The 23,372-nt window shown below is 50.6% G+C and carries 22 protein-coding genes; 6 read left to right on the top strand and 16 right to left on the bottom strand.

The window, feature by feature from the left end; all coding sequences use genetic code 11:
* Positions 1–38: 38 nt before the first annotated feature.
* The gene (locus R3187_RS15700; protein WP_318968004.1) at positions 39–716 is read right to left on the bottom strand and encodes a LytTR family DNA-binding domain-containing protein; all 678 of its coding nucleotides are present in this window, start codon (positions 714–716) and stop codon (positions 39–41) included.
* A complete protein-coding gene (locus R3187_RS15705) occupies positions 710–2,224 on the bottom strand; it encodes a sensor histidine kinase (RefSeq protein WP_318968005.1) in 1,515 nt (504 codons plus the stop codon). The genes R3187_RS15700 and R3187_RS15705 overlap by 7 nt, the downstream gene beginning before the upstream one ends.
* A gap of 221 nt (positions 2,225–2,445) precedes the next feature.
* On the opposite strand from R3187_RS15705, the gene R3187_RS15710 reads away from it, so the two are divergent.
* A complete protein-coding gene (locus R3187_RS15710) occupies positions 2,446–3,315 on the top strand; it encodes an ABC transporter ATP-binding protein (protein WP_318968006.1) in 870 nt (289 codons plus the stop codon).
* Positions 3,302–6,523 (top strand): ABC transporter permease/M1 family aminopeptidase, encoded by a 3,222-nt coding sequence (locus R3187_RS15715; protein WP_318968007.1) that lies wholly within the window; start codon positions 3,302–3,304, stop codon positions 6,521–6,523. Before R3187_RS15710 ends, R3187_RS15715 begins: the two co-directional genes overlap by 14 nt.
* Here the strand turns inward: R3187_RS15715 and R3187_RS15720 are convergent.
* The 6 genes from R3187_RS15720 to R3187_RS15745 form a co-directional block, all read right to left on the bottom strand.
* Complete coding sequence (locus tag R3187_RS15720) at positions 6,497–6,868, bottom strand: TM2 domain-containing protein (protein WP_318968008.1); 372 nt, start codon at positions 6,866–6,868, stop codon at positions 6,497–6,499. The genes R3187_RS15715 and R3187_RS15720 overlap by 27 nt on opposite strands.
* Positions 6,846–7,106 (bottom strand): membrane protein insertion efficiency factor YidD, encoded by a 261-nt coding sequence (yidD, locus tag R3187_RS15725; RefSeq protein ID WP_318968009.1) that lies wholly within the window; start codon positions 7,104–7,106, stop codon positions 6,846–6,848. The genes R3187_RS15720 and yidD overlap by 23 nt, the downstream gene beginning before the upstream one ends.
* Position 7,107: 1 nt before the next feature.
* A complete protein-coding gene (locus tag R3187_RS15730; RefSeq protein WP_318968010.1) occupies positions 7,108–7,326 on the bottom strand; it encodes a DUF4177 domain-containing protein in 219 nt (72 codons plus the stop codon).
* A gap of 43 nt (positions 7,327–7,369) precedes the next feature.
* A complete protein-coding gene (locus tag R3187_RS15735; RefSeq protein ID WP_318968011.1) occupies positions 7,370–7,993 on the bottom strand; it encodes a DUF2799 domain-containing protein in 624 nt (207 codons plus the stop codon).
* Positions 7,994–8,103: 110 nt separating this feature from the next.
* On the bottom strand, positions 8,104–8,784 hold the full coding sequence (locus R3187_RS15740; protein ID WP_318968012.1) for an SDR family oxidoreductase: 681 nt from the start codon (positions 8,782–8,784) through the stop codon (positions 8,104–8,106).
* A 218-nt stretch (positions 8,785–9,002) separates the two neighbouring features.
* Positions 9,003–9,512, bottom strand: a complete 510-nt coding sequence (locus R3187_RS15745; protein ID WP_318968013.1) for a hypothetical protein — start codon at positions 9,510–9,512, stop codon at positions 9,003–9,005.
* A gap of 188 nt (positions 9,513–9,700) precedes the next feature.
* Between R3187_RS15745 and R3187_RS15750 the strand changes: the two genes are divergently transcribed.
* The 3 genes from R3187_RS15750 to R3187_RS15760 all read left to right on the top strand — a co-directional run bounded on the left by R3187_RS15750 (position 9,701) and on the right by R3187_RS15760 (position 11,677).
* Entirely contained in the window at positions 9,701–10,027 is a 327-nt protein-coding gene (locus R3187_RS15750) for a YceK/YidQ family lipoprotein (RefSeq protein WP_318968014.1), read from the top strand.
* A 73-nt stretch (positions 10,028–10,100) separates the two neighbouring features.
* Positions 10,101–11,009 carry a hypothetical protein gene (locus R3187_RS15755; RefSeq protein ID WP_318968015.1) on the top strand — a complete coding sequence of 303 codons (909 nt, stop codon included), beginning with the start codon at positions 10,101–10,103 and terminating at the stop codon, positions 11,007–11,009.
* Positions 11,010–11,017: 8 nt separating this feature from the next.
* Positions 11,018–11,677 carry a hypothetical protein gene (locus R3187_RS15760; RefSeq protein ID WP_318968016.1) on the top strand — a complete coding sequence of 220 codons (660 nt, stop codon included), beginning with the start codon at positions 11,018–11,020 and terminating at the stop codon, positions 11,675–11,677.
* 79 nt (positions 11,678–11,756) lie between these two features.
* On the opposite strand, the gene R3187_RS15765 is transcribed toward R3187_RS15760, so the two are convergent.
* Entirely contained in the window at positions 11,757–12,638 is an 882-nt protein-coding gene (locus R3187_RS15765) for a LytTR family DNA-binding domain-containing protein (protein WP_318968017.1), read from the bottom strand.
* 117 nt (positions 12,639–12,755) lie between these two features.
* Between R3187_RS15765 and R3187_RS15770 the strand changes: the two genes are divergently transcribed.
* Positions 12,756–13,973, top strand: coding sequence for an acyltransferase family protein (locus tag R3187_RS15770; RefSeq protein WP_318968018.1), 1,218 nt, complete (start codon positions 12,756–12,758; stop codon positions 13,971–13,973).
* Between the two features lie 150 nt (positions 13,974–14,123).
* On the opposite strand, the gene R3187_RS15775 is transcribed toward R3187_RS15770, so the two are convergent.
* From R3187_RS15775 to R3187_RS15805, 7 genes are all read right to left on the bottom strand, one after another.
* Entirely contained in the window at positions 14,124–15,263 is a 1,140-nt protein-coding gene (locus tag R3187_RS15775; RefSeq protein ID WP_318968019.1) for a PQQ-dependent sugar dehydrogenase, read from the bottom strand.
* Positions 15,264–15,389: 126 nt separating this feature from the next.
* Positions 15,390–15,809 (bottom strand): hypothetical protein, encoded by a 420-nt coding sequence (locus R3187_RS15780; protein WP_318968020.1) that lies wholly within the window; start codon positions 15,807–15,809, stop codon positions 15,390–15,392.
* Between the two features lie 462 nt (positions 15,810–16,271).
* Positions 16,272–16,730 carry a hypothetical protein gene (locus R3187_RS15785; RefSeq protein ID WP_318968021.1) on the bottom strand — a complete coding sequence of 153 codons (459 nt, stop codon included), beginning with the start codon at positions 16,728–16,730 and terminating at the stop codon, positions 16,272–16,274.
* 222 nt (positions 16,731–16,952) lie between these two features.
* The gene (locus R3187_RS15790) at positions 16,953–17,822 is read right to left on the bottom strand and encodes a Wadjet anti-phage system protein JetD domain-containing protein (protein WP_318968022.1); all 870 of its coding nucleotides are present in this window, start codon (positions 17,820–17,822) and stop codon (positions 16,953–16,955) included.
* Positions 17,822–19,069: a hypothetical protein gene (locus R3187_RS15795; protein WP_318968023.1), complete on the bottom strand. Its 1,248-nt coding sequence runs from the start codon at positions 19,067–19,069 to the stop codon at positions 17,822–17,824. The genes R3187_RS15790 and R3187_RS15795 overlap by 1 nt, the downstream gene beginning before the upstream one ends.
* Positions 19,069–19,689: a condensin complex protein MksE gene (locus R3187_RS15800; RefSeq protein ID WP_318968024.1), complete on the bottom strand. Its 621-nt coding sequence runs from the start codon at positions 19,687–19,689 to the stop codon at positions 19,069–19,071. Before R3187_RS15800 ends, R3187_RS15795 begins: the two co-directional genes overlap by 1 nt.
* Positions 19,689–23,354, bottom strand: coding sequence for an ATP-binding protein (locus R3187_RS15805; protein ID WP_318968025.1), 3,666 nt, complete (start codon positions 23,352–23,354; stop codon positions 19,689–19,691). The genes R3187_RS15800 and R3187_RS15805 overlap by 1 nt, the downstream gene beginning before the upstream one ends.
* Between the last annotated feature and the right edge of the window lie 18 nt (positions 23,355–23,372).

Consider the following 23,372-nt stretch of genomic DNA (forward strand, 5'->3'; position numbering starts at 1 on the left):
CAGTGCTGCGCCCTTAGCCTATTCTTCTGCGCATTATGCTACAGCAATTGTGCCAGATTTTGTTTGTATAGCTTACCTGCTTTAACCACTTTCTCTGTAGCCAGCCGCACCTGATCACCATCGACAGCAACAACATGGTTTTTATTAACCACCAATGACTTGTGAATTTGTAAAAACTGCTGCCGGGGCAGCAGCTGTAATAACCGCTTCAGTGTACTGCTAACCAGGGTTATCTGCTGACCATGCCATACTTTGACATAGTTACCATAGGCTTCTAACAATATAATCTCATTAAGCAGAAACCTGCGTTTTTCCCGGTCTACCTTTAGCGCAATATAACTATCGGCGGCCGGTATTGCCTCGCCAATACGACGCTGTACTTTATTAATGGCTTGGTACAGACGCTCTGCACTAACCGGCTTTAGTAAATAATCAACCACATCCAGTTCAAAGCCGTCTAGCGCATATTCTTTATAGGCGCTGATAATAATCACGTGCGGCCGGTGGTGCAGCACTTTTAGCAGTTCAATACCGCTTAAAGCCGGCATATTTATATCCAGCAGCAATAAATCGACCTGATGACGGGCAAGATAACTGAGGGCTTCAGTGGCATTGTAGCAGCTTGCCACCACAGCAATATCGTTACACCTTTGCAAATGGTGTTTTATAACATTATGGGCCAGCGGCTCATCATCAATAATTAATGTGGTCAGCATGGTTCCAGCTCCAGGCTCAGCTCTGCATGCCACCAGCCATCCCGGGGCTCTGCGGTGAGCCGGTGTTTTTCAGCATACAATAGGTTAAGGCGTTTCTGCAGATTCTCAAGCCCAATCCCGGCTTTATGGCTGGTCGGCTTTTCTGGCATGGTATTGGCACAACATAGCAGCAACCGGCCGTTTATAATGTTGAGTTTAAGATTAACAGTACATCTGGACTCACTGACTTCAACCCCATGCTTAAAGGCATTCTCCAGCAATATTATTAGTAGTAATGGCGCAATTTGCCACTGTTCTGTGTTGTCGGGCCATTCCACGTGAAGCTGACATTTTTCACCGCTGCGAATGGCCTGCAACGCCAGAAAATCTTGCAGGTACTGAATTTCCCGGGCCAGGCTAACCTGCTGACTTTGCCCCTCGTATACCGTGTATCGCAGCAAGTTGGCTAATTGCAACACCAGTTTTGGTGCTTGTTCTGAGCCGGTTAATGTTAAAGCATACAAATTATTTAAGGTATTAAACAGAAAGTGAGGATTAACCTGTTGCTGCAGCAGCTGCAGTTCTGTCTGGCTATGACGTTGAGCGATTTCGGCCAGTGCTTTTTCTTGTTGCTGACGTTCAAAAGCCATTATAACCGGCGTACTGATCGCCAGTACAAAAAAGCAGAACCGATAATTAACAGGGTCGAAAATGTTGTAGTCCTGAGAAGGTAAAAAGCTAAATTCCGGAATATTCAGCGGTAACAATAATACGATAGAGCTCAACAGTGGTGTCAGCACAATGATACTAATCAGGCAGCCTGCTACATAGGCAAAAACGCCCTCACGGGCCAGTATCCGTCTGATCAGAAAGTAGCGGTTAAGCCAGCAAATGAACAAAACACAGCTTCCCAGCAACAAAAATTGCCAGAGATATTGCAGAAAGCTTTCAAAATTGACAATGACAGTATCGGTGTCAATAAATGCCCGGAGCGGCTGGTTGCGCACCGGGTCGTTTGTGGAGGCAAAAATCCCTGCCATAACAATTGCCCATGCCGCCAAAAGCAAAAGCGATACCGAGTTGAGTGACAATAAACGGGAGAAAAACTGAAAGCCCGCGGTGGTATTGCGCTTTGCCAACATGCGGCTAAGGCCAAAACCAGCACTGGCCAGCACCAGCAGCGACCAGCCCTGAACAGAAAACAGCGCCCACTCAGCAAAAACCGGCAGCTGGCTACCCAGCCAGAAATGAGCTAACGGATAAAGCACAAAACCTGCACACCAGACTGCCCCTGCCCACCAACGGCGTCGCAGCAAGGTTAAGCGTCCGGCAAAATAATGGGCCAGCAGCAACGGCAAGCTTTCAAGCACTAACTGCAGCACGATAAACAAAAAATCAATTGCACTCTGACTTTGCCAGGAAAAGTGCCGGATAATCGCTTCCAGCAACAACGCCGCCACAAGCGCCAGTTGGTTGTTGGCGACGGCATTGCAGGTTGCTTTAGTGTTGGCGACAGCCGGGTTAGCCATGGTGTTATCCTGCCAGATTTTTTGCATAGGGTGGCGTAACAGGCCACTTGTGTCAGCCAGTCAATGACGAAGTTAGCCTTTTTACTGATGAAAGTAAATTTGGCAGCCATCTGCTGCTGTCGGCTCCTTTTATCATTTTAATCAGATACTTTGTCATTGGTTGATTGTAGCGAACCCGTGCTCAGCCTAGCCTGAAACCATTATTTATATGGGAACCGCTTATGCTGACTATCCGCCAACTCTCTGTGACTTACGCTGACGGCACCCGCGCCCTGCGTGATATTAATTTGCAGTTGCCCACCGGTATGGTGGGTTTACTAGGCCCCAATGGTGCCGGTAAATCAACGCTTATGAGGGCTCTCGCCTGCCTGCAACCGCCTGATCAGGGCCAAATTCAGTTTGCCGGCATCAATGTGTTGCAACAGCCACAGGTACTGCGCCAGCAGTTGGGTTACCTGCCGCAGTATTTTGGGGTGTATCCGCACATGAGTTGCTATGCCTTGTTAAGGCACATGGCTATTTTAAAAGGCATTAATCAGAAGGCAGAACAACAGCAGCAGATTGACGCGTTGTTACAACTTACCAATCTCAGTGCGGTTGCTAATAAGAGTGTGGCAACTTTTTCTGGTGGGATGCGGCAACGGTTTGGGATTGCACAGGCGCTGTTAGGCAACCCAAGGTTATTGATTATGGATGAACCGACAGCCGGGCTGGACCCGGCTGAGCGCGAACGTTTGCACACCCTGCTTGTAAGTATCAGCAAAGACAAACTGATTTTACTTTCAACCCATATTGTTGAGGATATTGAAAATCTTTGCCCCTTTGTAGCGTTAATCAACGATGGGCAGATTATCGAAAGTGGTGCGGTGCAAAGCTTGCTGACACCGTTGCAGGGGCAGGTTTGGCAAAGTCCGGTACGGCCGGCAGACAACAGCAGTGTCCTCAGTGCCAGCTACCGCTTTGGTTTACCGCTATACCGGCTGTTCAGCAGAAAACAGCCCTGTGCTGAGGCGGTACCGGTTACTGCTAATTTACAGGATCGTTATTTTTTCGAACTGTCACACAAGGCGGTATCTGATGTTCCAGCATGAGTTATTGAATAACGAGTGGCGCTACCTTGGCAGGCAGCCTTTGCTGTGGCTGGCTTTTTTGCTGGTACCTCTAACTGCGCTGATTTTTGCCATCGGTATTGGCGGTATCGACACCATAGCAGATAAACGCCTGCAGGCACTGCAAATGACTTTGCTGATGTTCACCCTGCCATTGCTTTGTGGCGCCCTGGCACCACTGGTTTTTCTGCGCGACCAGAACCACGGGATGGCAGAGTTGGTGTTATCCACGCCGCTAAGCACGCGGCAGCGATTGTTTACCCGGCTGGCCGCACTGTTTTTGCTGTGTGCCGGCCTAATGCTGACCGGCTTCATAATTATGTGGTTTATGCTTGGCCGGGAATATGGCTTTAACGCCGGCCTGCTGAAAATCACTGGCTGGAACTTTACCCTGTTAGCGGTGCCGGCCTGTGCTTTTTACACCGCACTGGCCTGCTGCCTGGCGCAGCGTTTTTCAGGCAACGTAACACTGTATGCTGTATTTGCTGCTGGCTGGCTACTGTATCTGGTTTTAGCCAGTATCAACGGCGCGCCGATGCTGGCCGGCAGCAGCATAAGCTATGACTGGCTATTTCAGGCTATGCGCCTGTTAGACCCCTTCGGCAATACCGGTCTTGTTGCTTTGTACCAGCAAAGTGCGCCGCAGTTGTATGGTGATTTTAGTTTGTACCTGAACAGGCTGTTGTTTTGCCTGCTGGCCGGCGGGCTGTTTATTATCAGTTTAAAGCTTAAGCCGCACAGTGTGGCGGTTAAACCCTGGCAAAGCCCGGACGGCGAGGATGCCAGCGAACCGCAAATCTATCAGACCATTACTGCCCGGCCAACAGCCGCAAGACAACTGTGGCAACTGACACTAATGGCTTTGTTAACCTTGTTAAAGCAACGTCTGAACCAGCTGTTCCTGCTGGCCTGGGTTTTCCTGATGTGCAGCGAAGTATTATCGGGCATTAACTATGCTGAGCCACTGGCGGTGTTGCAACCAACCAGCCTGGATGCGCTGAACCGGATTGCCGATGATGTGTTGCCGCTGGTGGGTGGCTTGCTGGTATTGCTATGGGCATGGCAACTAGGCTGGCGTAACAGACAAACCGCCATGGCGGAACTGATAGCTGCCACGCCGGTTCGCTCGGGTATATTACTGACAGGCCATATATTGGCCTTAACAGCGCTTATTATGCTGCTGATGGTACTTGCAGGCCTGGCATGTCTGATAGCTGAAGGGCTGACAAACAGCGATATCCAGCTGTGGCACTATCCGGTGGTGCTCAGTAAGGTCGCGTTGTCATTATGGTTGCTTGGTGCATTGTTCAGTGTTTTTCATGCGATATGCCGCTCTCCGCTGACAGCAGCAGCCTGGTGTGCCGGTATGCTGGTTATGAAATACACCCCGCTCAGCGGTAAATTAGGCCTGACTCATACCTTGTGGAATATAGCCGGCTCACCGCTACAACCGGCAGATGCCTTCTGGGGGGCTGAGCAAAGTCAGTCTGTATTCTGGCCCTTTATGGCATTTTGGTTGCTGCTAACCTTCTGTTTGCTATGGCTGGCAGGGCAATGGTCGCATCGCACCAGTAGTTTTGCCAACCCTCAGCGCGGCAGGCTGACGCTAAGTTCGTGGTTGTTACTGGCGCTGACGATGGGCAGTGGCGTAAATTTGCACCATAACATCAAGATTGAAAGGCCACTGCTCAGCTCTGATTTACGCGAGCAATGGCGAGCCGATTATGAGCAGCGTTATATCAGCTGGACCGGGGTTGCCCAGCCGGATATCCGGCATATTGACGCGCAGGTAGATATTTATCCGCAAGCGGGTAAAGCGGAATTTGCATTAAACTACACGTTGGAAAACCGCACAGAACAGGCCATTAGCAGGCTATTAATTGGCAATTATTCCACGACCGCCATTACCAGCCTTAGCCTGCCGGTCGCCCACACGTTACAGTTTGACCCAGACCTTAACCAATATACCGTGTTGCTAACCGAGGGGTTGGCGCCGGGTGACTCAGTGCAATTGCACAGTACGTTAAGCTATACCCAACCGCGACACTGGCCGGCCGTGATGCCGCAAATAGTAAAACCATCGTTTAGCTATCTACGTGGCATGCCGCTAATACCGACGATAGGGTTTCAGCAAGAATATCGCTTACGTGATGCCCAACTGCGCCAGCAATATGGCCTGGCACCGCTTAATCTGGCTAAACCATCAGAGCTATTTGCTATACCAAAGACAACCCAGGCCAGCTACGACTGGTTCACGCTGCACTCTGTGGTGTCTACTGATGCCGGCCAAACGCCGCTGGCGCAGGGCAGGCGTCTCAGACAGTGGCAACAAAACGGCCGGAATTATGCGGAATATCAGACAAACGAGCCCATCCGCAATCTTGCCGCCTGGTATTCGCTTGCAGACAGCTCAATATCCCGCCAACACGACAATGTGGCGCTGACAGTGTATAGCCCACTGTTAAATGCTGCTGCAGAAGTGAATATGCAGGCCATGCAGGACACGCTAAGCTGGATGAGTGAACATGTGGCGCCTTATCGCGGTAAGCAATTAAGTTTGCTGGCAATGCCTGATCTGGGGATGACAGGCTATGCGTTGCCGCAAATAATTATGATTAATCACCGGGTGGGTTTTCGGGCTGAACCGACAGTTGATGCGGGCTTCGATCAGCGCTACCGGCGCGCCGTGCATGAAACGGCCCATCAATGGTTTGGTCATGACATCGGTAACGGCGTGCTGACAGACAGTGCCTTTTTAGTGGAGTCGCTGGCAAAATATATTGAGCTGGTGCTAATCGAGCAGCATTATGGGCCCGACGCGATGCAGGCGTTAGTAGAATATGAGCGGCAGCGCTTTAAGCTTGCGGTGATGCGCAGCACCGAGCGTCCTGCAGCACTGGTAGATGCTACCGCAAATTATGATTTGTATTCACGGGCGACGCTGGTGTTTGCCATTTTGCGTCAGCAGTTGGGAGATGCAGTTATCAGCCAGGCATTGCGAAGTTTATGGCAGCAACACGGTTATCCGCAAACGCCCGCTACCTCAATGGATTTTGTCCGGCTATTGCAGGCGCAGGTTAACCAGCAACAGCAGCAGTTAATTGCAGACTTGCTGTTAGGCACCGACTTATCGTTATTAATGCCAGTCGCCGGGGCCATACCGCTAGCGTTGCAGCAGCCGGCGGATTAGCTGGTTATTCCAGTCCTGGATAATAATCTGGGCGCGGAATAGCGCCCACAGTTCCACCACGCTAATCAGCACCAGCAAGGCAATACCAACTAATATCAGCGGAGTAAATAGCAACGCTACACCCACCAAAAACACCAGCAAGTTTAACAGGCCACGGCCCCACAGGCCGAGGTAAAAGTGATGCAGCCCGGCCAAAAAACACCAGTTCAGTGTGGCATAGGTATCGGGATCACGCAGCAGCGGTTTTAACTGCTGATAAAATAGTTTGCGCTGTTCATCAGGCAGGGCAGCAACCTGCTCGCGCAGCTGCTCTTCTTCGGCATCAACCTGTTGCTGATTCAGCATGACACTTTTCTCCAGCGGTTGGTACCGGTTCTAAACACTTACAGAAACTATCGTGCCGGTTACAACGCTTAATCCGCTGCCAGCCCATCACTGCCCCGCGGTATGCACCGAAGCGCTTAATGGCGGTGTAAGTGTAAGCAGAACAGCTCGGCTGATAATTGCAATCAATGCCAAACCAGCGCATGCCACCACCGGTTCTGCGGTAGCGGCGAATAAGCCACAACAGCAAGCGCTGCATCTTAGCGGCCCAGGGTAACGACCATGGCTTCACGGGTCCAGAATAGCCAGAACCGTTTTTGTTCAATCAGCTGAAACACCACCTGCCAACCTTGTGCTGCCTGGGCATTGAGCTCGGCTTCAACCTTTTTTAACGGCAGGCCAGATGCCCCAAGAAAAATCGTGCCACAGCCGCCTTCGGCAATATAAATCATTTTGTATTCTTTAAATGTAGTTGCCATGTGTTATGTCCTGTTTAGCTGTCATTGAAAATAAAGCAGAGTGTCAGCGGTACGAAGTAAATCGTTGCTCGCCTTGTTGCAGCTGTTGTTCTGCGTATTGCAGTTGATCTTCCAGTTCAGGTAGCCGATTTATCAAATCAAAATGTTCAGCTTTCAGCGCTTCAATTTCATTTAATAACCGGATGCGCTCATCCCTTACCAGGCCATCTGCAACCAGTAACTCAGTGTGGATGGCAATCTGCTTCTCAACGTTGCTGATTTGCCGATGTTGCCGGTCAATAGCCGAGCGGGCATTGTTCACAGCCTGCTGTAGGCCATACAGCTGCTGACCATCCCGATAGCCGCTGAGGAACTGTTCTGCCAAATCAGCCGTGCAGCTGCCCTGATAGCTGGCGCCGCGTAAACCGACATTAAAGCCATTACGTTGGGTACAAAAGTTCTCAGATCCCTGGCGATGACCAAGGCGGTAGGCATTCAGATCGGGCGCAATACCATGATCAGCGCAGTCCTGCCGGTAAGTGCCGATGGCGGTTTCAGGCTTACCACTGGCACCGTCTTCAAAACCAATGGTGCGCCAGTCCGCCGTCAGACATTGTGATTTATCCATGCTGGCGCAGCCATGCAGGGCTGCCAATGCCAGCATAGTCAGCCAAAGTTTGTTTGTCATAGCCGTCTCATTATTATTGTTATTGCCGCCGGGTAAGCATTAAGCCATGGCGCTTTTTAACTAAGGTACACGGTATATTCAGGTATTGGCAAGTAACAAAATAAAGCCGGCTATTTTGTTGGCATCAGAGTAATTTCCCTGACATCACAGCGTGGGTTCGCTGATATAGCAAATAGCACCGCCTCAGCAATATCGTCAGGGTCTAACTTATCTGGCTTGGCTTCATCAAAAAACGGTGTATTGACCATCCCGGGACAAATGGTGGTGCAGCGACCCTGCCACTCCTTCATTTCTGCGGCTAAGTTCTGGCCAAAGCCATAAGCAAACCACTTTGAGGCACCATAAACCGAGCCTGGCAGAGTTATTTTGCCGGCAACAGAGCTGGTTAAAACAAAATGGCCCTGGCTTTGTTTTAGTGCCGGCAGGCTGGCTTTTGCCGTCAGCAATAAGCCGGTTACATTAACATCAAGCAGGGTTTGCCATTCAGCCGGATCGCCGTCCTCAATGCCAGCAGTATTCAGGCCGGTGCCGGCATTGGCGAACACGACATCTATTCTGCCAAACTTCTGCTTAGCCTGCGCAATGACATTCTGAATGTCATCCAGCTTTGATACATCCGCGGTTACCGCCAACGCCTTATCGGAGCCCAGCTTTTTGGCTAAGGCATTCAGTTTGTCGGTGCTTCTGGCCGCAATAACAACTTTATGGCCTGCAGCAACCAGCTTTTCTGCAGTGGCTGCACCGATGCCGCTCGATGCGCCGGTAATAACTACTATTTTTTCGCGATTCATCTGGTATCTCCTAACGTAATACAATGTGCGGTTTAAAGCTGGTAGTAAAGCAATACCAGTACCACTTTATAAACGGCGTTCCAGCCCGCTAAAACCGGGCGGTAGACATCGGCAGCTTGGTTGCGAAGCCTGAAATTAGTCGTGGCAGGGGTAATAATTTTAGCAACGCAGGTAAGAGTTACCGGCTTAAAGATTACTTGGATGAAAGGCCTGAGCCGTTATTTCTTGCCTAGCAACAGCAGCTGAACCGCGCCAACCTGTTGCTTATGCAAGCCAATATGCTGCCTTGCAACGTTCACGGCCTCCAGGTAGGCATCCTGAGTTTTATCCCGTTCGTTTCTGTACAGGGCTTCTTTATCTTCATCATAAATCTCAGCATTGGGGATCTTGGAAATAATACTGGCCAGCTCGGTAGCTTCGGTCAGTAATTTATCCATTGCATTAACGACCTCTGCCGGTGCATAAATGTATATTTTATTAATATTCTTTTTGCACAACAGTATTTTATCAGCCTGATCGTGAGTGCCGCTCCCTTCGCAGTAAGCTGCATGATTTATCAAGGTATCCAGCGACGCCAGATACTCAGTAACGGCCTCGCGCTCCAGCTGTTCTTTATGGTATTCAAGATCAATTTCTTTTTGCCGGCGGTAGGTGACAATGCCAAGCCACGCTGTACCAATAGCTGCAAAAGCCGCAACGATATTGGCAATTGATAAAAAATCAGCCATCTTGCTTTCCCCGGGTGAGTGATAAACGTCCCTGTTTTAATGAGAGTAGTACAACTTTATTGTTATAAACGGTTATTGCAGATAATTTGTAGTTTCATTTTCCAATCAGTAGTTTGTACCTGATTTTTATTTACTTTAAGTTTACTTAACTCTAAACTCGGTGCCAGATTAAATGCAGGGATGATGAAATGAAAACACTAATACCGGTAGTGCTGGTGCTAACGATGACAGGCTGCGCAACGGTGAAAACCCTGCCTGCCAGCACTACACATGTCAGCATTGAGCACGAAGGTAAGAAAAGTTACTGCCAGAGCATACCGCGTATTTACAGCGGCTTTGCCTACAACTTATGTAAGCTGAATGGTGAACCAAGCCGTCAGGTAAATCTGGGAAGCAGCTTTAACAACGTGCCGTTCTTTATTATCGACGGCACCTTCTCGTTCGTCGCAGATACCGCGGCGTTGCCTTACACCCTGTATACCCAGAGCAAACATGGCAGTATTGGGGTTAATTAGTTTATCGCAAAGTATTGCTAGCCGATAGCGCAAGCCTCACCATAATAAGCTGGAATGGATTCTTAAAAAGCAGATGAGTTTTGTTTTTAAACGCATTGCCGCGTATTGTCTGGTTGCAGTTTTCAGCTGCTTTGCAATGCCCGTCTTATCTGAAGAAACATTAACAAATTGTAGTGATTTGCCTGCAGGTGCTATTGCAGCGCTACCACTTAGTTTTGAATTCCGATACCTTCGATTAGCATGTGATAAATTTGGACATCGACTTGAGCCCAATACCGACGTCACATGGCTTAGTTTGCTGAACACGCCCTTCTATGCGTATGCCAGACAACCGCTTAAAAGGAGCAATAAGGCTGAAAGCTCAGGGTATTTTTTGACAGTTTCCGCAAAGCAGCTTGGCAACAAGTATCGAAGGAGGTTGCATCGTAATTTTCTGAAGAACATCTTTCCTAATTATTCCGTACCGTCGTTGGTAACTGAATTTACTGCTACTACCACTGAAGGAATAATATTCAGGTTATACCTGATGCCCGACAGGGGAATAGTCTGTTTTAACCACTGTGCTTACTGGCAAATTTTTCTGGTTAAACAAAATACGCCATTTTGGGAAGAGGGTAAAAGTACGAAAGAGGAATTTATTGACTATCCAGCCAGCGGATCTGCTTGGCCAAAGCAGAAAATAGCCTGGGCCATTATGTTGGTGCTATTTAACTGGCCAATCCTGACTCTTTATCTGTTTTTTATGCTGATGCCGGCAATATACAATGACTTAAATACTAACTCTCCAATTCTGGAGCGGTTTATAAAACATGACCGCAAAGGAGGCACTTTGCCGCTGTTAATTATTGGTATGCAATGGCGAGTACTGCGCGGTAAGTACACTGCAGATGCCAGACAAGCAAATTGTTTACCTATGGTGCGTATAGCTCAGGGAATGGTAGTGGCTAATATCATTTTGTTTTACTTGTTTGTTTCCAGCTAAGGCTGATTATGCAGTATGATTTTTATCCGTCTTTTTATCAGCATTGTGGCCGGAAAACCCAGGTGCTGGTTATTGTTATTTTTCTGATACTTAGTTTTCTGCCGCTGATAGTTAATTTTGGCTGGCCAAAACAAATCAATTATATGTTGCTTATTTTTACACCGATGCTGGCGCTGGTTATTGCTCTATTTGCCGACTTCCTATTGTCGCGCTATTTGTTACCCCGCTATCTAAAACCCTTTCGGATAACCGCCAGTCAGTTGTTTATCCCCAAATGGTTAATCTATAAAAGAGGGCAGTCTGAGCAAAAAGATCTCATTATTGACGCTGAAATAATCCGCCGGATAATACTCCACACTTATCAGATCAAAAATAGGCACAGCGTCGATAATTTTATCGATGCTATCTGCATTAAAACCTGGACGCAGGATATCTACCTTGATGGCAAAAAACTGATGTTTAATGGTGTTGCCAATGAGAAAAGCAAATTACTGGAGGCATTTAAACTATTGGCCTGTGAGACGTTATTCGAACATAAAAACAATTATGGTGATGCCCGCATGTTGTATACGGTATTCCAGGGCCGCCACCGCACTGTTTACACCGCAATGTATTTCCTGATGTTTGTAATTGCTTTTGGCAGCTTTCTGACGCTGGTGCTTTGGTAGCAGCTAATCGTTGATACGGTTGCTCAACCTGTTTTCCAACCACTAACTTGCGAACGGTTATAGCAGCAAAAGGTTTTGTTTAATCCGGCTGCAAAGCCGCTCTGAATGCTTCTTTATAGCGGCGCGACAGCGCCAGCTGCTTGCCGTTTTTCAGTAAAATATCGCCATCACCGCTACTGTCATAGCTGATATTGTCGATAGCATTATGGTTTACTGCCAGGCTGCGGTGAATACGACTAAAGCCTTTGCTGCTCAGTTGCAGCAGAGTATTACTTAACGTCGCGCGCAGCGGATAAATGCGGCCTTTGCTGTGCAGATTGACATAATTGCCGCTTGCTTCCAGCCATTCAATATCGTCGGTGCGGATCAAAAACTCTTTATCCAGTTTCTTCACCAGAAAATGCTCCGGTGCCTTTATCGGTTGTGCCCCGCTCGATTCTTCTGCGCTGTCCAGCTGATGTGCCTCACCTTTTAGCCGGCTGTAGAAAAAAAGCAGCAGCCGATAACCCACTAAAAACGACAGATAGCCCCAGGCATCTTTGCGGTACTCGTAAAAGAACTCACGCAGAATGGGGCCAAAGTTATAGTTGCCGCCCTGCCAGTGATAAACCAGTTCGCGCATGGCGACCATCAGGCCGACATGCAACATTGAGAACAGCAGACTGCCAAGCAGATGCGCCAGCAGCTGACGGCGGATATCGCCAAGCTGCAGCGGGTAGCGATTGAACCACCAGAATAACAGCGGAAACAATAACAGTGTGCTGATGGCGCTGCTGTATTCCCAGACAATGGGTTCCCATAGTTGCAACTGATTATCTGCGCTGCGGCTATGTTCCATCCAGACTGAGCTGGCATTTATCGCAGCATTGATAAAAAAATAAAGAGCCAATAACAGATAGCTGTATAGCAGCGGCCGCTGGTCAAACTGCTCAAATATACTTTTTGCCTTATCGTTCGTCACACCCTGCCACCTGTTATCCCTGTTTGCTGCCTGTTGGCCATTACCTTGTGTCTCATGCTAGTGCAGCAGTGCATTCTTACGCAAGTGAATACGCAACTGCAACCTCGGAGCTTTAGCATGACAACACTAACCGATAACCGCCGCTACGACTTAGACTGGCTGCGCACACTGGCTTTTGGCCTGTTAATTTTGTACCACATTGGCATGTACTATGTCGCCGACTGGGGCTGGCATATTAAGAGTGACAGCAGCAGCACGGCGTTGCAAAACCTGATGATTTTAACGAACCCGTGGCGCATGTCGCTGCTGTTCTTTATCAGTGCTATGGCGTTAGCGCTGGCGCAGCAAAGCAGCCGCCGGTTAAGCCTGTTTAGTTTGCGCAGCAACCGGCTGTTAATACCGCTGTTGACTGGCATGTTCATTGTTGTGGTGCCCCAGGTGTATTTTGAGGCGTTAGCGCAGCAGCTTATAGAGCCGGGCTTTATCAGTTTCTGGTGGCAGTATATCAACCCCAATACCGCACTATTGCCTGAGCATCATAGCCCGCTAGGCCTGTTAACCTGGAATCATCTGTGGTTTCTGCCCTATTTATGGTGTTACAGCGCTATTGTGTTGCTGGCTGCACCGCTGCTAAATGCGCTGGCTGGCCGCCTGCAACCGCTACCAGGACTTATTGCCCTGCTGCTGGCAATGGCGGTACTTATTTGTTCCTGGTATTTCCTGCGCCAGGCTTATCCTTCCAGCCATGCCTTGCTGGACGACTGGTACAATCATGCCAAATACTTCGGTGTCTTTATCGCCGGTTATCTGTTTGCCTTACAAGGTAACTGGTGGCGCAGCGTCATCGTATTTCGGCGTTGGTTGCTGCTGGCCGCGATTGCCTGCTACAGCCTGATTATTGCCGATCGCAACGGCCTGTTCGATAGCCTGCCGCCCGCTTTTGGCGAGTCGGTTAGTGGCCGTTTGCTTGTTGGCGTGGTACTGGCACTTAACCACTGGGGCTGGATTTTGGCGCTGCTGGGTTATGCCGGGCGCTACCTGAACCGGCCGGCCAATGCCTGGGATAAACAAGGTAAAGTGCTGCACTACGCCAATAACGCTATTCTGCCCTGGTATATGTTGCACCAAACGCTAATTATTGTGTTTGCGGTATGGCTAAAAGCGCTGGCATTGCCGGTAGCTGTTGAAGCCTTGCTGTTAATAGTGCTGACCTGTGTTGGCTGCTGGGCGGGTTATGAACTGGTAAAGCGCTTCTGGCTCAGCCGTTGGCTGTTTGGCTTAAAAGTAAGGTTGCCAGCGGTTAAGGCTGAATACGCAGCGCCAGTAACCCGTTAACTGTGACAAAACGCTAACCCTGCTGCTTTAAGCCCTGAATAATCAGCGGCAGGGCTTCGCGTGAGGTCTGCCGGCGCTGATAAATCAGATGCAGCAGTTCGAAAAGCAAAATACCCGCTGTTGCGGGTATTAAAGCCACGAGATTGGCGGTTAACGGCGCTTTGGCGTCAACTTCAGCAGGCGTCCCTCGCTTTGCGCACGCTCATCTTCAAGCACCCAGAGTGCGCCATCCGGCCCTTCGGTGACTTTACGAATACGGGCGCCCATGGCGTAACGCGCGGCCTCTGTGGCGCGCTCGCCATCAAATTTAATGTGCACTATACCCTGGGAAGTAAGGCCTGCCACTAAGGCATCGCCGCGCCAGTCGGCAAAAAGGTTGCCACGGTAAACTATCATATCGGCCGGTGAAATTACCGGTGTCCAGCTGATTGCCGGTGCCGCGAACTGAGGTTCAGTGTCGTGGTCGGGAATGGGCCGGCCATCATAGTGTTTGCCATTGGAGACCTCCGGGTAGCCATAATTAGCCGCCCGTTTAATTAAATTAAGCTCATCGCCGCCAGCGGGGCCCATCTCGATAACCCACAATTTGCCATTCAGATCGAACGCCATGCCCAGCGGGTTGCGATGGCCCAGCGACCAGATCTGCTGGTAAATTGCTTCACCGTCGACAAAAGGATTTTCCTGGCGGTAATTAACAAAGGGGTTGTCTTTGGGCACTGAACCGTCGTCATATAAGCGCAGCACCTTACCCATTGATGATTGCATATCCTGCGCAGGCGTAAATTTCTGGCGGTCACCTGAAGAAATCCACAGATACTTGTCGTTATCAAACAGTATGCGGTGGCCGTAGTGGCCATAGCCCAGTACCTTGGGATACTGGCGCCAGATAACCTGCAGGTTTTGCAGCTGCGCGCGGCGCCCTTCTTCAACTAAGGTACCGCGGGCTACGGCTGCACCGCGCACGCCGCCAACACCGGCTTCGGCATAGCTGAGGTAGACCAGCTTGTTATTGGCGAAGTCCGGATGCAAGGCAACATCGCCCAGGCCACCCTGACCGCCGTAATCCACATCAGGTGCACCACCGACCAGCGACTTCTCTCCCTGCTGGCTGACGATAAGCAGTCGCCCTTTCTTTTCGGTGACGAGCATCCGTCCATCCGGCAAAAAGGCCATCGACCAGGGTTCATCAAAGCGGGTAATTTCCTCAGTGTTAAACGGCAGCTTATCCTGCGCCGATGCCATAAAGGTGAGAAGTAATCCGAGAAAAAGCGCAAACAGCTGCCGGCTCATAACATATCTCCTGCCTGTGATTAAAAAGTCAGCAGATAGTATAGCAAAGCCCTCTCAAACTGCTGCTTACTTGCGCTTTTTCGTAACGTCAGCCGTTGATCCTTATGCAGTGTGTCGCGAAGTCGTTCAATGTTTCTCGGGAACGGTTTTGTTAAAACGCAGACGATAGGCAATATCGCATACCAAACCGGCGAGCAAGGTTGCCACAAGATCCAACGGATCGATTGGCTTACCCAGAAGCGGATGAAGCATCTCATAAACAGCGATGCCAATAGCGGTGGCGCGAAGCACAAACTGGCCCTGACTTGCTGTGCGACCGAATAATGACGCGAACGTGAGTACGGTGGCGACCGTGCCCAGGCTATTGCCCAGCGTATCTGCAAGGTGAAAGTCATAAATATCAGCCGCATAAATAAATGGCCGGTACCAGGCACGCGCAGCTTCATAGGCCAGAACGGCCAGCATACCCGTCAGAAACAGGCTAACCCGGCGATGAGAGTTTGCCCATTCCAGGATCAGGGTTCTGGCGTATGCAAATAAAGTCATATTATTAGTCTCCAGGGTCATAAGGACATCACGCTGCCTGTAATTGCAGGCTGATATCGCGGATCAGCAACAGCTGGTTCATCGGGCTGGCCGGGGCTTCGTCACGCAATATGGCGAACATCTGCTTTTCATCCTGCGGTAATGCCTGGTACTCGGTTGCAAATTTGCTCCAGCTTTTCCGCCAAAAGAGAGTGCGGCGGCTTGTTGGATGTCGGATTGGTTGGTTTTAATGCTATTGCCCCATTTTCGGTCATGCATTTGTACTCTGCATGACAACTCTTGGCAGCATCGCTAAGCGCAAAAACGTGGTTACTGACACTGAATTTGCTTTCATACTTTTTAAACCTCGAAAGTTGCTGTTATCCACAGTGTTTTGTGTAGTGCAACGTTTCAAATCACCGGCGACTAAAAGCGGAGTGAGATAGGAACTACGCTTTTTGGTTTCTAAGTGTATTTGCCTTGTTAGGTCATTTTAGTTTGCCCTATATCGTATAATCGCAGCAAATCATCTGAATAAAACTCGGGCTTTTCCTTCAGTAAATTCTGCATTATTGGGCTAGCATTAATTGTACGGGATACGAACCTATGCCATGCAGCCAAATCACCAGCTCTTAAACTGCCTTGTTGAATGACCAAATGTTCGAGGTAATTCAAGAACATCTCCGCAATAGTTTTGACTCTATCATAATGCTCAGAGTCAGAACTTATTTCCTCTTTTTCAAAGAAGTATTTGCGCAGATTTGGATGCTCTACGATTATTGCTCTAACGGTAGAAGATTGCTGATAGAGTGCAGATTGAGCAGATATGCGGATCGAGGTGTTGAGCTTTTTGAGTTGATAGATCACAAATGCCAAGCCGATCACCTGCAGAGAAATGCCTATGAGCACACCTATTGTTTTTAAGTCTTCAAGGTTGTTCATGATTCTTTGCCCATATTGTCTAACAAACCTTTAGGTTGGAACTTCCACACTTTTACGCAGTGGAAATTCCTTTCCATCACAATTTTTCATGTTGAAAAACTAGCCAGCATTTTTCTCTAAATCAACTACATATTTAAATATTTCGATAAATGCTACGGCTGGCAGATGAAAAGGGCTAATAGGTACAGGAATTGGCGATGTAGAAAAGGGGCAGCAAGGGGTTTAGAGCAGCAGACTAACCGGTATTAGCAACATTCCCTGCATATTCTGCTGCCTGAGTCCGTTAAGGTGTTGGCAGATGATTTGCTGATAGGGTAAAAATGCGGTGCTTACCTGGATATTCTGCAGCCGTTGCTGGTAGCGAAGTTGCTCATCTGCCAGCATGGTGGGGCTGGCGTGTTGGATAAACTCGCTGATGTCGGGCAGTACCATGTTGTGGCAGTGCAGGCTTAGCGCAATGTTAAGCCCGGCTAAATCGGCGTCGCCAAAGTAAATGGCGGGTTTGCCGGTGCCGTGCCAGGCGGCGGATAATGCTTTACAGCCTTTGCTGTACTGAGTGTCGCCGCGATAAATAATCAGCAGCTGCTGATACGGCAGCTCGAACTTAAAACTTGCCAGCTGATAAAAGCAATCAAGGTTTTCTACTATTAACAGCGCATCAAACTGCGCCAGTGGCAATTGCTGCCAGTCGCTATCGATAAACTCTGCGGTTATGCCAAGGCTGGTTTCTGTTGCCGTATTAAGCCGCAGCAATACCCTGTTTTGCCTCGGTTGCAGGCCAATGCTCTTTAACTCTTGCCGGCTGTACGCGGCGTTCTCCAGCCGGCTGTTCTGGCTTAAGGCGTCCAGAAAACAAGCTTGCTGCAAGTTACGTTGCACGGCGGCAATGTCTTTAAGTAATGCCTGATTAAAAGTAAAATGCGGCAGCTGCAGGCTGTTTCCCGGCACCAGTTCATGCTCAGTACACCAGGCCAGGACCTGCTGTACGGCTTTAACATTGGTTGTTACCCGCTCGCTGCCACTGGCATTTAGCCGCTGTTGCAGCTTTAGCAAGTAGCGCAGGGCTAGAGCACTGAGCGGTGGGTAATGCATTACGCTGCCTGCACCAGCAACTGCAGGCTGATATCGCGGATCAGCAGCAGCTGGTTCATCGGGCTGGCCGGGGCTTCGTCACGTAATATCGCGAACATTTGCTTTTCATCCTGCGGCAGCGCCTGATACTCGGCGATGATCTGATAGAGCCAGATTTCGCTATCCCACTTAAGGGCCTGCTGCTGCAGATAAGCCAGCGCGCTCAGTTTGCCGCCCTGATCAATCACCCGCAGGTAGAAGTTTTCAACATCGGTTTTCAGCGCCTGCTGGCGGGCAGCTATTTCGTCATCGACCATCACGCTGCTGAAGCTGGCACTTTCGGTATCAAGCAGTTTTACCGGCTGATACCGCGGCAGGGCGCGGACCAGTTCGGCCAGGCTTTGCCGCTCGCTGGCTTTATCCAGGGCAATGGCGGCTTGCGGCACTATGGCGCTGGCCTGGTTAAACAGCGCCGGTAACTCAGAGCGGTTAGGGTAGTCGGCCGGCTGGTATTTCGGGTGCTGGCGTAAAAAGGCCGCCATATTGGCAATCAGCATTGAACGGGCCTGCTGCTGACGGAACCGGGCCAGCAGTTCCACCAACCGCTTTTGTACTTCCAGCAAGCTACTGTGGTGCGAGCTCAGCTGGTTCTGCAGCTGACTGACCAGCAGTTTACGCAGGTGGTTATTGCCTTCAGATAACTCAATTAACTCGTCAAAATCGAGTAAATCCAGGCCATCGAGTAAACGGCGCAGCTGTTTTTGGGCCCGCTCGTTTTCGCGGATTTTATCATCCAGGCTGGCGACAAAACCAAAGTCACTGTTTAAGCGGTGCCATAAACTGTCGATGGCTTCTTCAAACTGGCCGCTTAAATCGTGCACATGCTCGGTTAAGCGCTGCAGCTGCAGCTCAGCAACGCTGTAATCGCCTTTAAACTGGGCGTCGCGGTAGGCCTGCACCCGGTTGCGGATTTGCTCCAGCTTTTCCGCGACATCGGCATTAATCTGGCGGCGGTTTTCATCGGCCACCATACTGGCAATCAGTTCACTGACCAGCGGCCGCAGTGCCAGCGGTTGCTGCTCGTCCGGCCGCCATAAAATCCGGGCGGCAATCAGTTTCTTTAAGGCGCCTTCGCTAAAGGCGGTTTCATCAATAAAACCGTCCAGATAACCCTGCATCAGCGCTTTATGGTGCTTGCCCAGCAGCGCCAGGCGATCGCTACCGATAGTAAACAGGTTAGAGGCTATCCCGCTATCTGTTGGCGCCATCAGAGCAATGCCTCCTGAGATGGGGTGTCATCTACCGGCAGCTGCTCTTCATCGCGGATAAAGCGGATAACATCAATTAAATAGTCAATTTTACCGGTAACCACATAATACTGGCGGTCATGGTGCGGCTGCAGCAGGTAGCCATGCTCTTTTAAGCGGCGGAAAATCAGTTTTACCTGGTTATCCAGCTGCTCGCTCTGGCTGTTAAAAAAGCGGTCGCTGGCCAGCTGGTTTAAGCGCTGGCGCAAACTCTGGTTATCTTCAGTGCGCAGCACAAACTCCTGCAGCTTAATGGTATCGCCGGCCGTTAATGCGCTGTCGCGGCCCAGGGTTTCCTGCACCAGTTGCAGCCATTCCAGCAACGGCAGCAATGATTGCACCGTTACCGAAAACTGGCTGCTCAGCTGCTCGCGGGCGGCTTTATTCAGCTCAAAGTAGCCTAAGAAAAACACCGTATTATCGTCGTTGCTGACTAAACGCCGGTTTAGTGGCCGCAGGTAGTGGTTAATGTCCTGTTGAGTTTGCTCATTGCTTAAATGGCGAAAGGCATCCTCGTCGGTTACCTGGCAAATAAAATCGCCGGCCAGCAGGCGCTCCAGTAAAGGTCCGTGTTGTAACATCAGCTTGCCTCCTGCTGTTTACTGGCCAGCCGCTCGGCCAGCCGGCTTATTTTCGGTTGGATCCGTTTTAAGCGCCGCTTGCCCGGCTCATGCTGATCCGGCTCAATTAAATAACGGTGTGAGAACAGCATTAGCACGTCAGATTCCGGGTTAGGGAAGGCGCCAACAATGACAATATTGTTGCTGCTGCAGGCGGCAAACAGTTTTTCGACATTGTGATAGGCCAGGGTACCGATTTCATCAATCGGCCAGTGAATGGCCACGTCGGCATCGCCGCGCAACAGCCGGGTAAAGGCCAGTAAGTACTTACATAAAATCAGGTAAGCCATACCATGGCTGGATGACTCCAGTAACTGACGATCATTCTTAATCACCAGCTCCGAGCCGCCTTCACTTAAATGCAGCTCGAGCCGCAGCAACGACTCAATGCTGTACTGCTCATCGGCGCGCAGCAATTCGACCACATCGGCCAGCGCGTTCAGGTACTGCTCTGAAGGCAGTGCTTTGCCCGAGCTGCCCCAGTCGTCATACAGTTTGGCGAAGTGCTTTAACGGCTGCCAGAAACCCAGCTCGTCAATAGTCGATAATATCCGCACTTCTGAGCGGCTGATCCCCTCCAGCACCAAATCATCAGCTACCGCTTCGCTTAAGCGGCGGCTTTGCAGGGCAATCCGGCGGTTAATGTCGCTGAATACGGTAAAGAACTTTTTCAGATCGCCGCCAATGTTCTCGCCCATTTCCAGCAATTGCTGCTGGGCATCTTTTAAAATTTGCAGCAGGTTTTGCAGTATCGGCAGTTGCTGGCGCTCGGCAGCGTAATCGGCCAGTTTGCGTTTCTCATGCTCCAGCCGGTCTAAAAATTCCGGGCCGGCGTCTTTACTCAGCATACTTTCAAACTGGGCCAGCGCCTGCTTTAACGCGCTGTCGGCTTTGCCGCGCTGCTCTAATGCTTCACTGGCACGGGCCAAACGCTCCACTAAATCGGCTGAGCTGCTGACACTGGCCGGGGTAATGGTTGCCAGGTGCAATTCCTGCAATTTTTGCAGCAGCGGTTTCATCTGGTTCAGCAATTGTTCGGCCTGGCTCATCAGCTCCTGCTGGCTGCGCTTTTGCTCATCCAGCTGTTTGCTCTGGCTGCTGTAATCGGCTTTTTGCTGCTCCAGCGCTTGTTTTACGCTGCGCTGTTGCTGTTTCAGGCCGGTTTCCCGCTCCAGCAGCTGCGGCCGCAGTTGCTGCCAGTCCAGCTTAATAAACTGCTGCCAGGCGCTGAGTTGATCCTGGCGTGCTTCCACCGCTTTAATGGCGGTTTTCAGGCTTTCCTGCTTTTGCTTCAGCTCGGTCAGCCGGCGCGGATCGATGCCTTTGGCCGACAGCTCTTCGCTGAACGCTTGCTGTAATTCTTTGATCTGGCTTTTATTATCTTCGCGCTTATGCTCCAGCTGACGCTCCAGCTCGTCGATTTGCTCATCGAACACCTGCAGCTCGGCCTGCCAGTCAGCTTTTAACTCCATTTTCTGGCTGTTATGGTCGCTTTGCAGCGCCTGTAAATCCTGTTGTTGCTGCTGCTGCAGTTTTTCCAGCTGTAGTTGCTGTGCCGTCAGTTCGGTTTTAACTTTGGCCTGGCGCTGGGCCGTCAGCTCGCGCTGCTGGGCCTGCAAGCGATTGCGGGCATCGCGGGCGTAGTCAATATTTTGTTCATTCTCGGTCAGCTGCCACTGCGCCTGCTCCAGCTGGCTGCGGCTTAGCTCGGCCTGTTGATGCAGCTGCTGCAGGTTTTTCTCGGCCTGCAGCTTAGTGGCTGTTGCCTGCTCCAGTTGCTGCTCTGCAGAGTGAATACGATGGCGGATTGCCGCTTCATCCTGGGCATAATCCGGGGTATCGATGGCGGCCAGCTCTAGCTGCAGGCCATACAGGTTGTCGGAAAGCTCGGCTAAATGCGGCTGTAAGTCCTGCCGCTCTAATAAGCGCTCGTCCAGTACCTTGCCTAATTTTTGCTCCCAGCCGCTGTAATGTAAGCGCAGGAAATGACGCAGGCTGCCCTGCTCAGGCGTCAGCTGACGGTGCAGCTGCTGCAGTTGCTGCTCACTGCTGTGCAATGCTTTGCGGCTGCTTTCCAGCTCGTTATCGGCTTTGTCGCGGGCTACCCGGGCCTGCTGATGCTGCTGTTGTAACTGCTGCAACTGGCGGGCTTGCTGCTGCGCCTGCTGCTGGGCCTGTTCTAAGCGCAAGTCGGCGCTACGCAGCTCGTCATGCTCGGCTTCGCTTAGCATCGGTGCCTGTAACTGACTGTTCAGCACCGCTATGCTGCTGCTAAGGGTGGTTAACTGGCCGGCAAATTGCTGCTGGGCCTGTTGCAGCCGCTGACCAAAGGCCTGCTCCAGTGCCGCCAGTTTGCTGTCCTGCTGCTCGCGGGTGGCATCTTTTTGCTGCTGTAACTGGCGGGCTTTGCCGCGGTGCTGCTCGCTTAAGCGGTTAAAGCTCTCAAGCAGTTTTGTTTTACGCTGCTCTAACTGGCGTTCTAAATCGCCGTGCTGCTCGACCATTAACTGGTATTGCTCGGCCAGCTCCTGCAGGCTTTCGCGCCACAGCGGCAGCGCATCGGTATCCCGCTGCAGCTTGGGCATATCCTGGCTGTCGAAATCGTCATAACGCTGCTGCAGCTGATCCAGTCGGGCACTGGTTTCATGTAAATCAGCTTCGGTTTTCGCCAGGCTGCTACTGAGCTCCAGTTGTTGCAGCTGAAACTGCTCTTTTAAGCTTTGCAGCTGAGTGCGCAGGCTAATCACCTGTTGCTCGGCATCGGCTTTACGTTGCTTCTGGTTTTGCTCATCCTGCTGTAATAACGGTAATAAGCCCGCTAACTGGGCTTCGGCGCCATCGAGTTGCTGGGCCAGCTGTTTTAAACGCTCAAAATCCTGTTGCAGTTTATCCAGACGCATCGACTGGCGCATTTGCTGGATCCAGTCACGGGCCTTGGTATTTTTAACCTTGGTGGTGGGCAGGGTAACGCCGTCTTCTTCAAAAATGGCGGCCAGCATCGCCTTTAGCGTATCCATTTTGCCTTCTTTGGCATGCACGGCACTGACCAGCTTTTCAATATGACGCAGCTTGTGGCCACTGCTGACCAGGCTGAAACTGGCGGCCAGCCGGCGTAATTTTACGCTGTCGGCATTGTTGCCCCTAAGCGCGGCCGCATCGTTCTGAATAATACTGCGATACTCGCTGGTAGCACTGATTTTCGCCGATACCTGCACCTCGGGGCGGCTGCGCATACTGGCGGCCCAGTCGCTGTAACTTAATGCTTTTACACCATCGTCGCTCTCTATTAAATAGAACTCGCTCTGGTACGGTGCAGCCACAAAGCGGTATTCCACCCCGCCATCACTTTTGCGGGTTAATACCACCTGACATAAGGCACCGCCTTCGCGCTGATATTCGTAAATCAGGTAGCTGTTGCTGTAGGGCAGGTAAAACTCGTCAAACTTTTTGCGGGTTTTCGGCACCACCCGGTTTGGCTGTTCGCCATAAAACACCGGCACCAGCCGTTGCAAGGTTGTTTTACCTGAAGCGTTGGTGCCGCAGATATTAGTGTGCTGATCCAACTGCAATTCCACCACCCCGGGCAGATGGGTGTGAAGTAGCACAATACGAAGTAAACGAGACATAACGCATCCTGTCGGCAG

It is taken from the genome of Arsukibacterium sp. (assembly GCF_033721375.1).
In the GTDB taxonomy this organism is placed as follows: domain Bacteria; phylum Pseudomonadota; class Gammaproteobacteria; order Enterobacterales; family Alteromonadaceae; genus Alishewanella.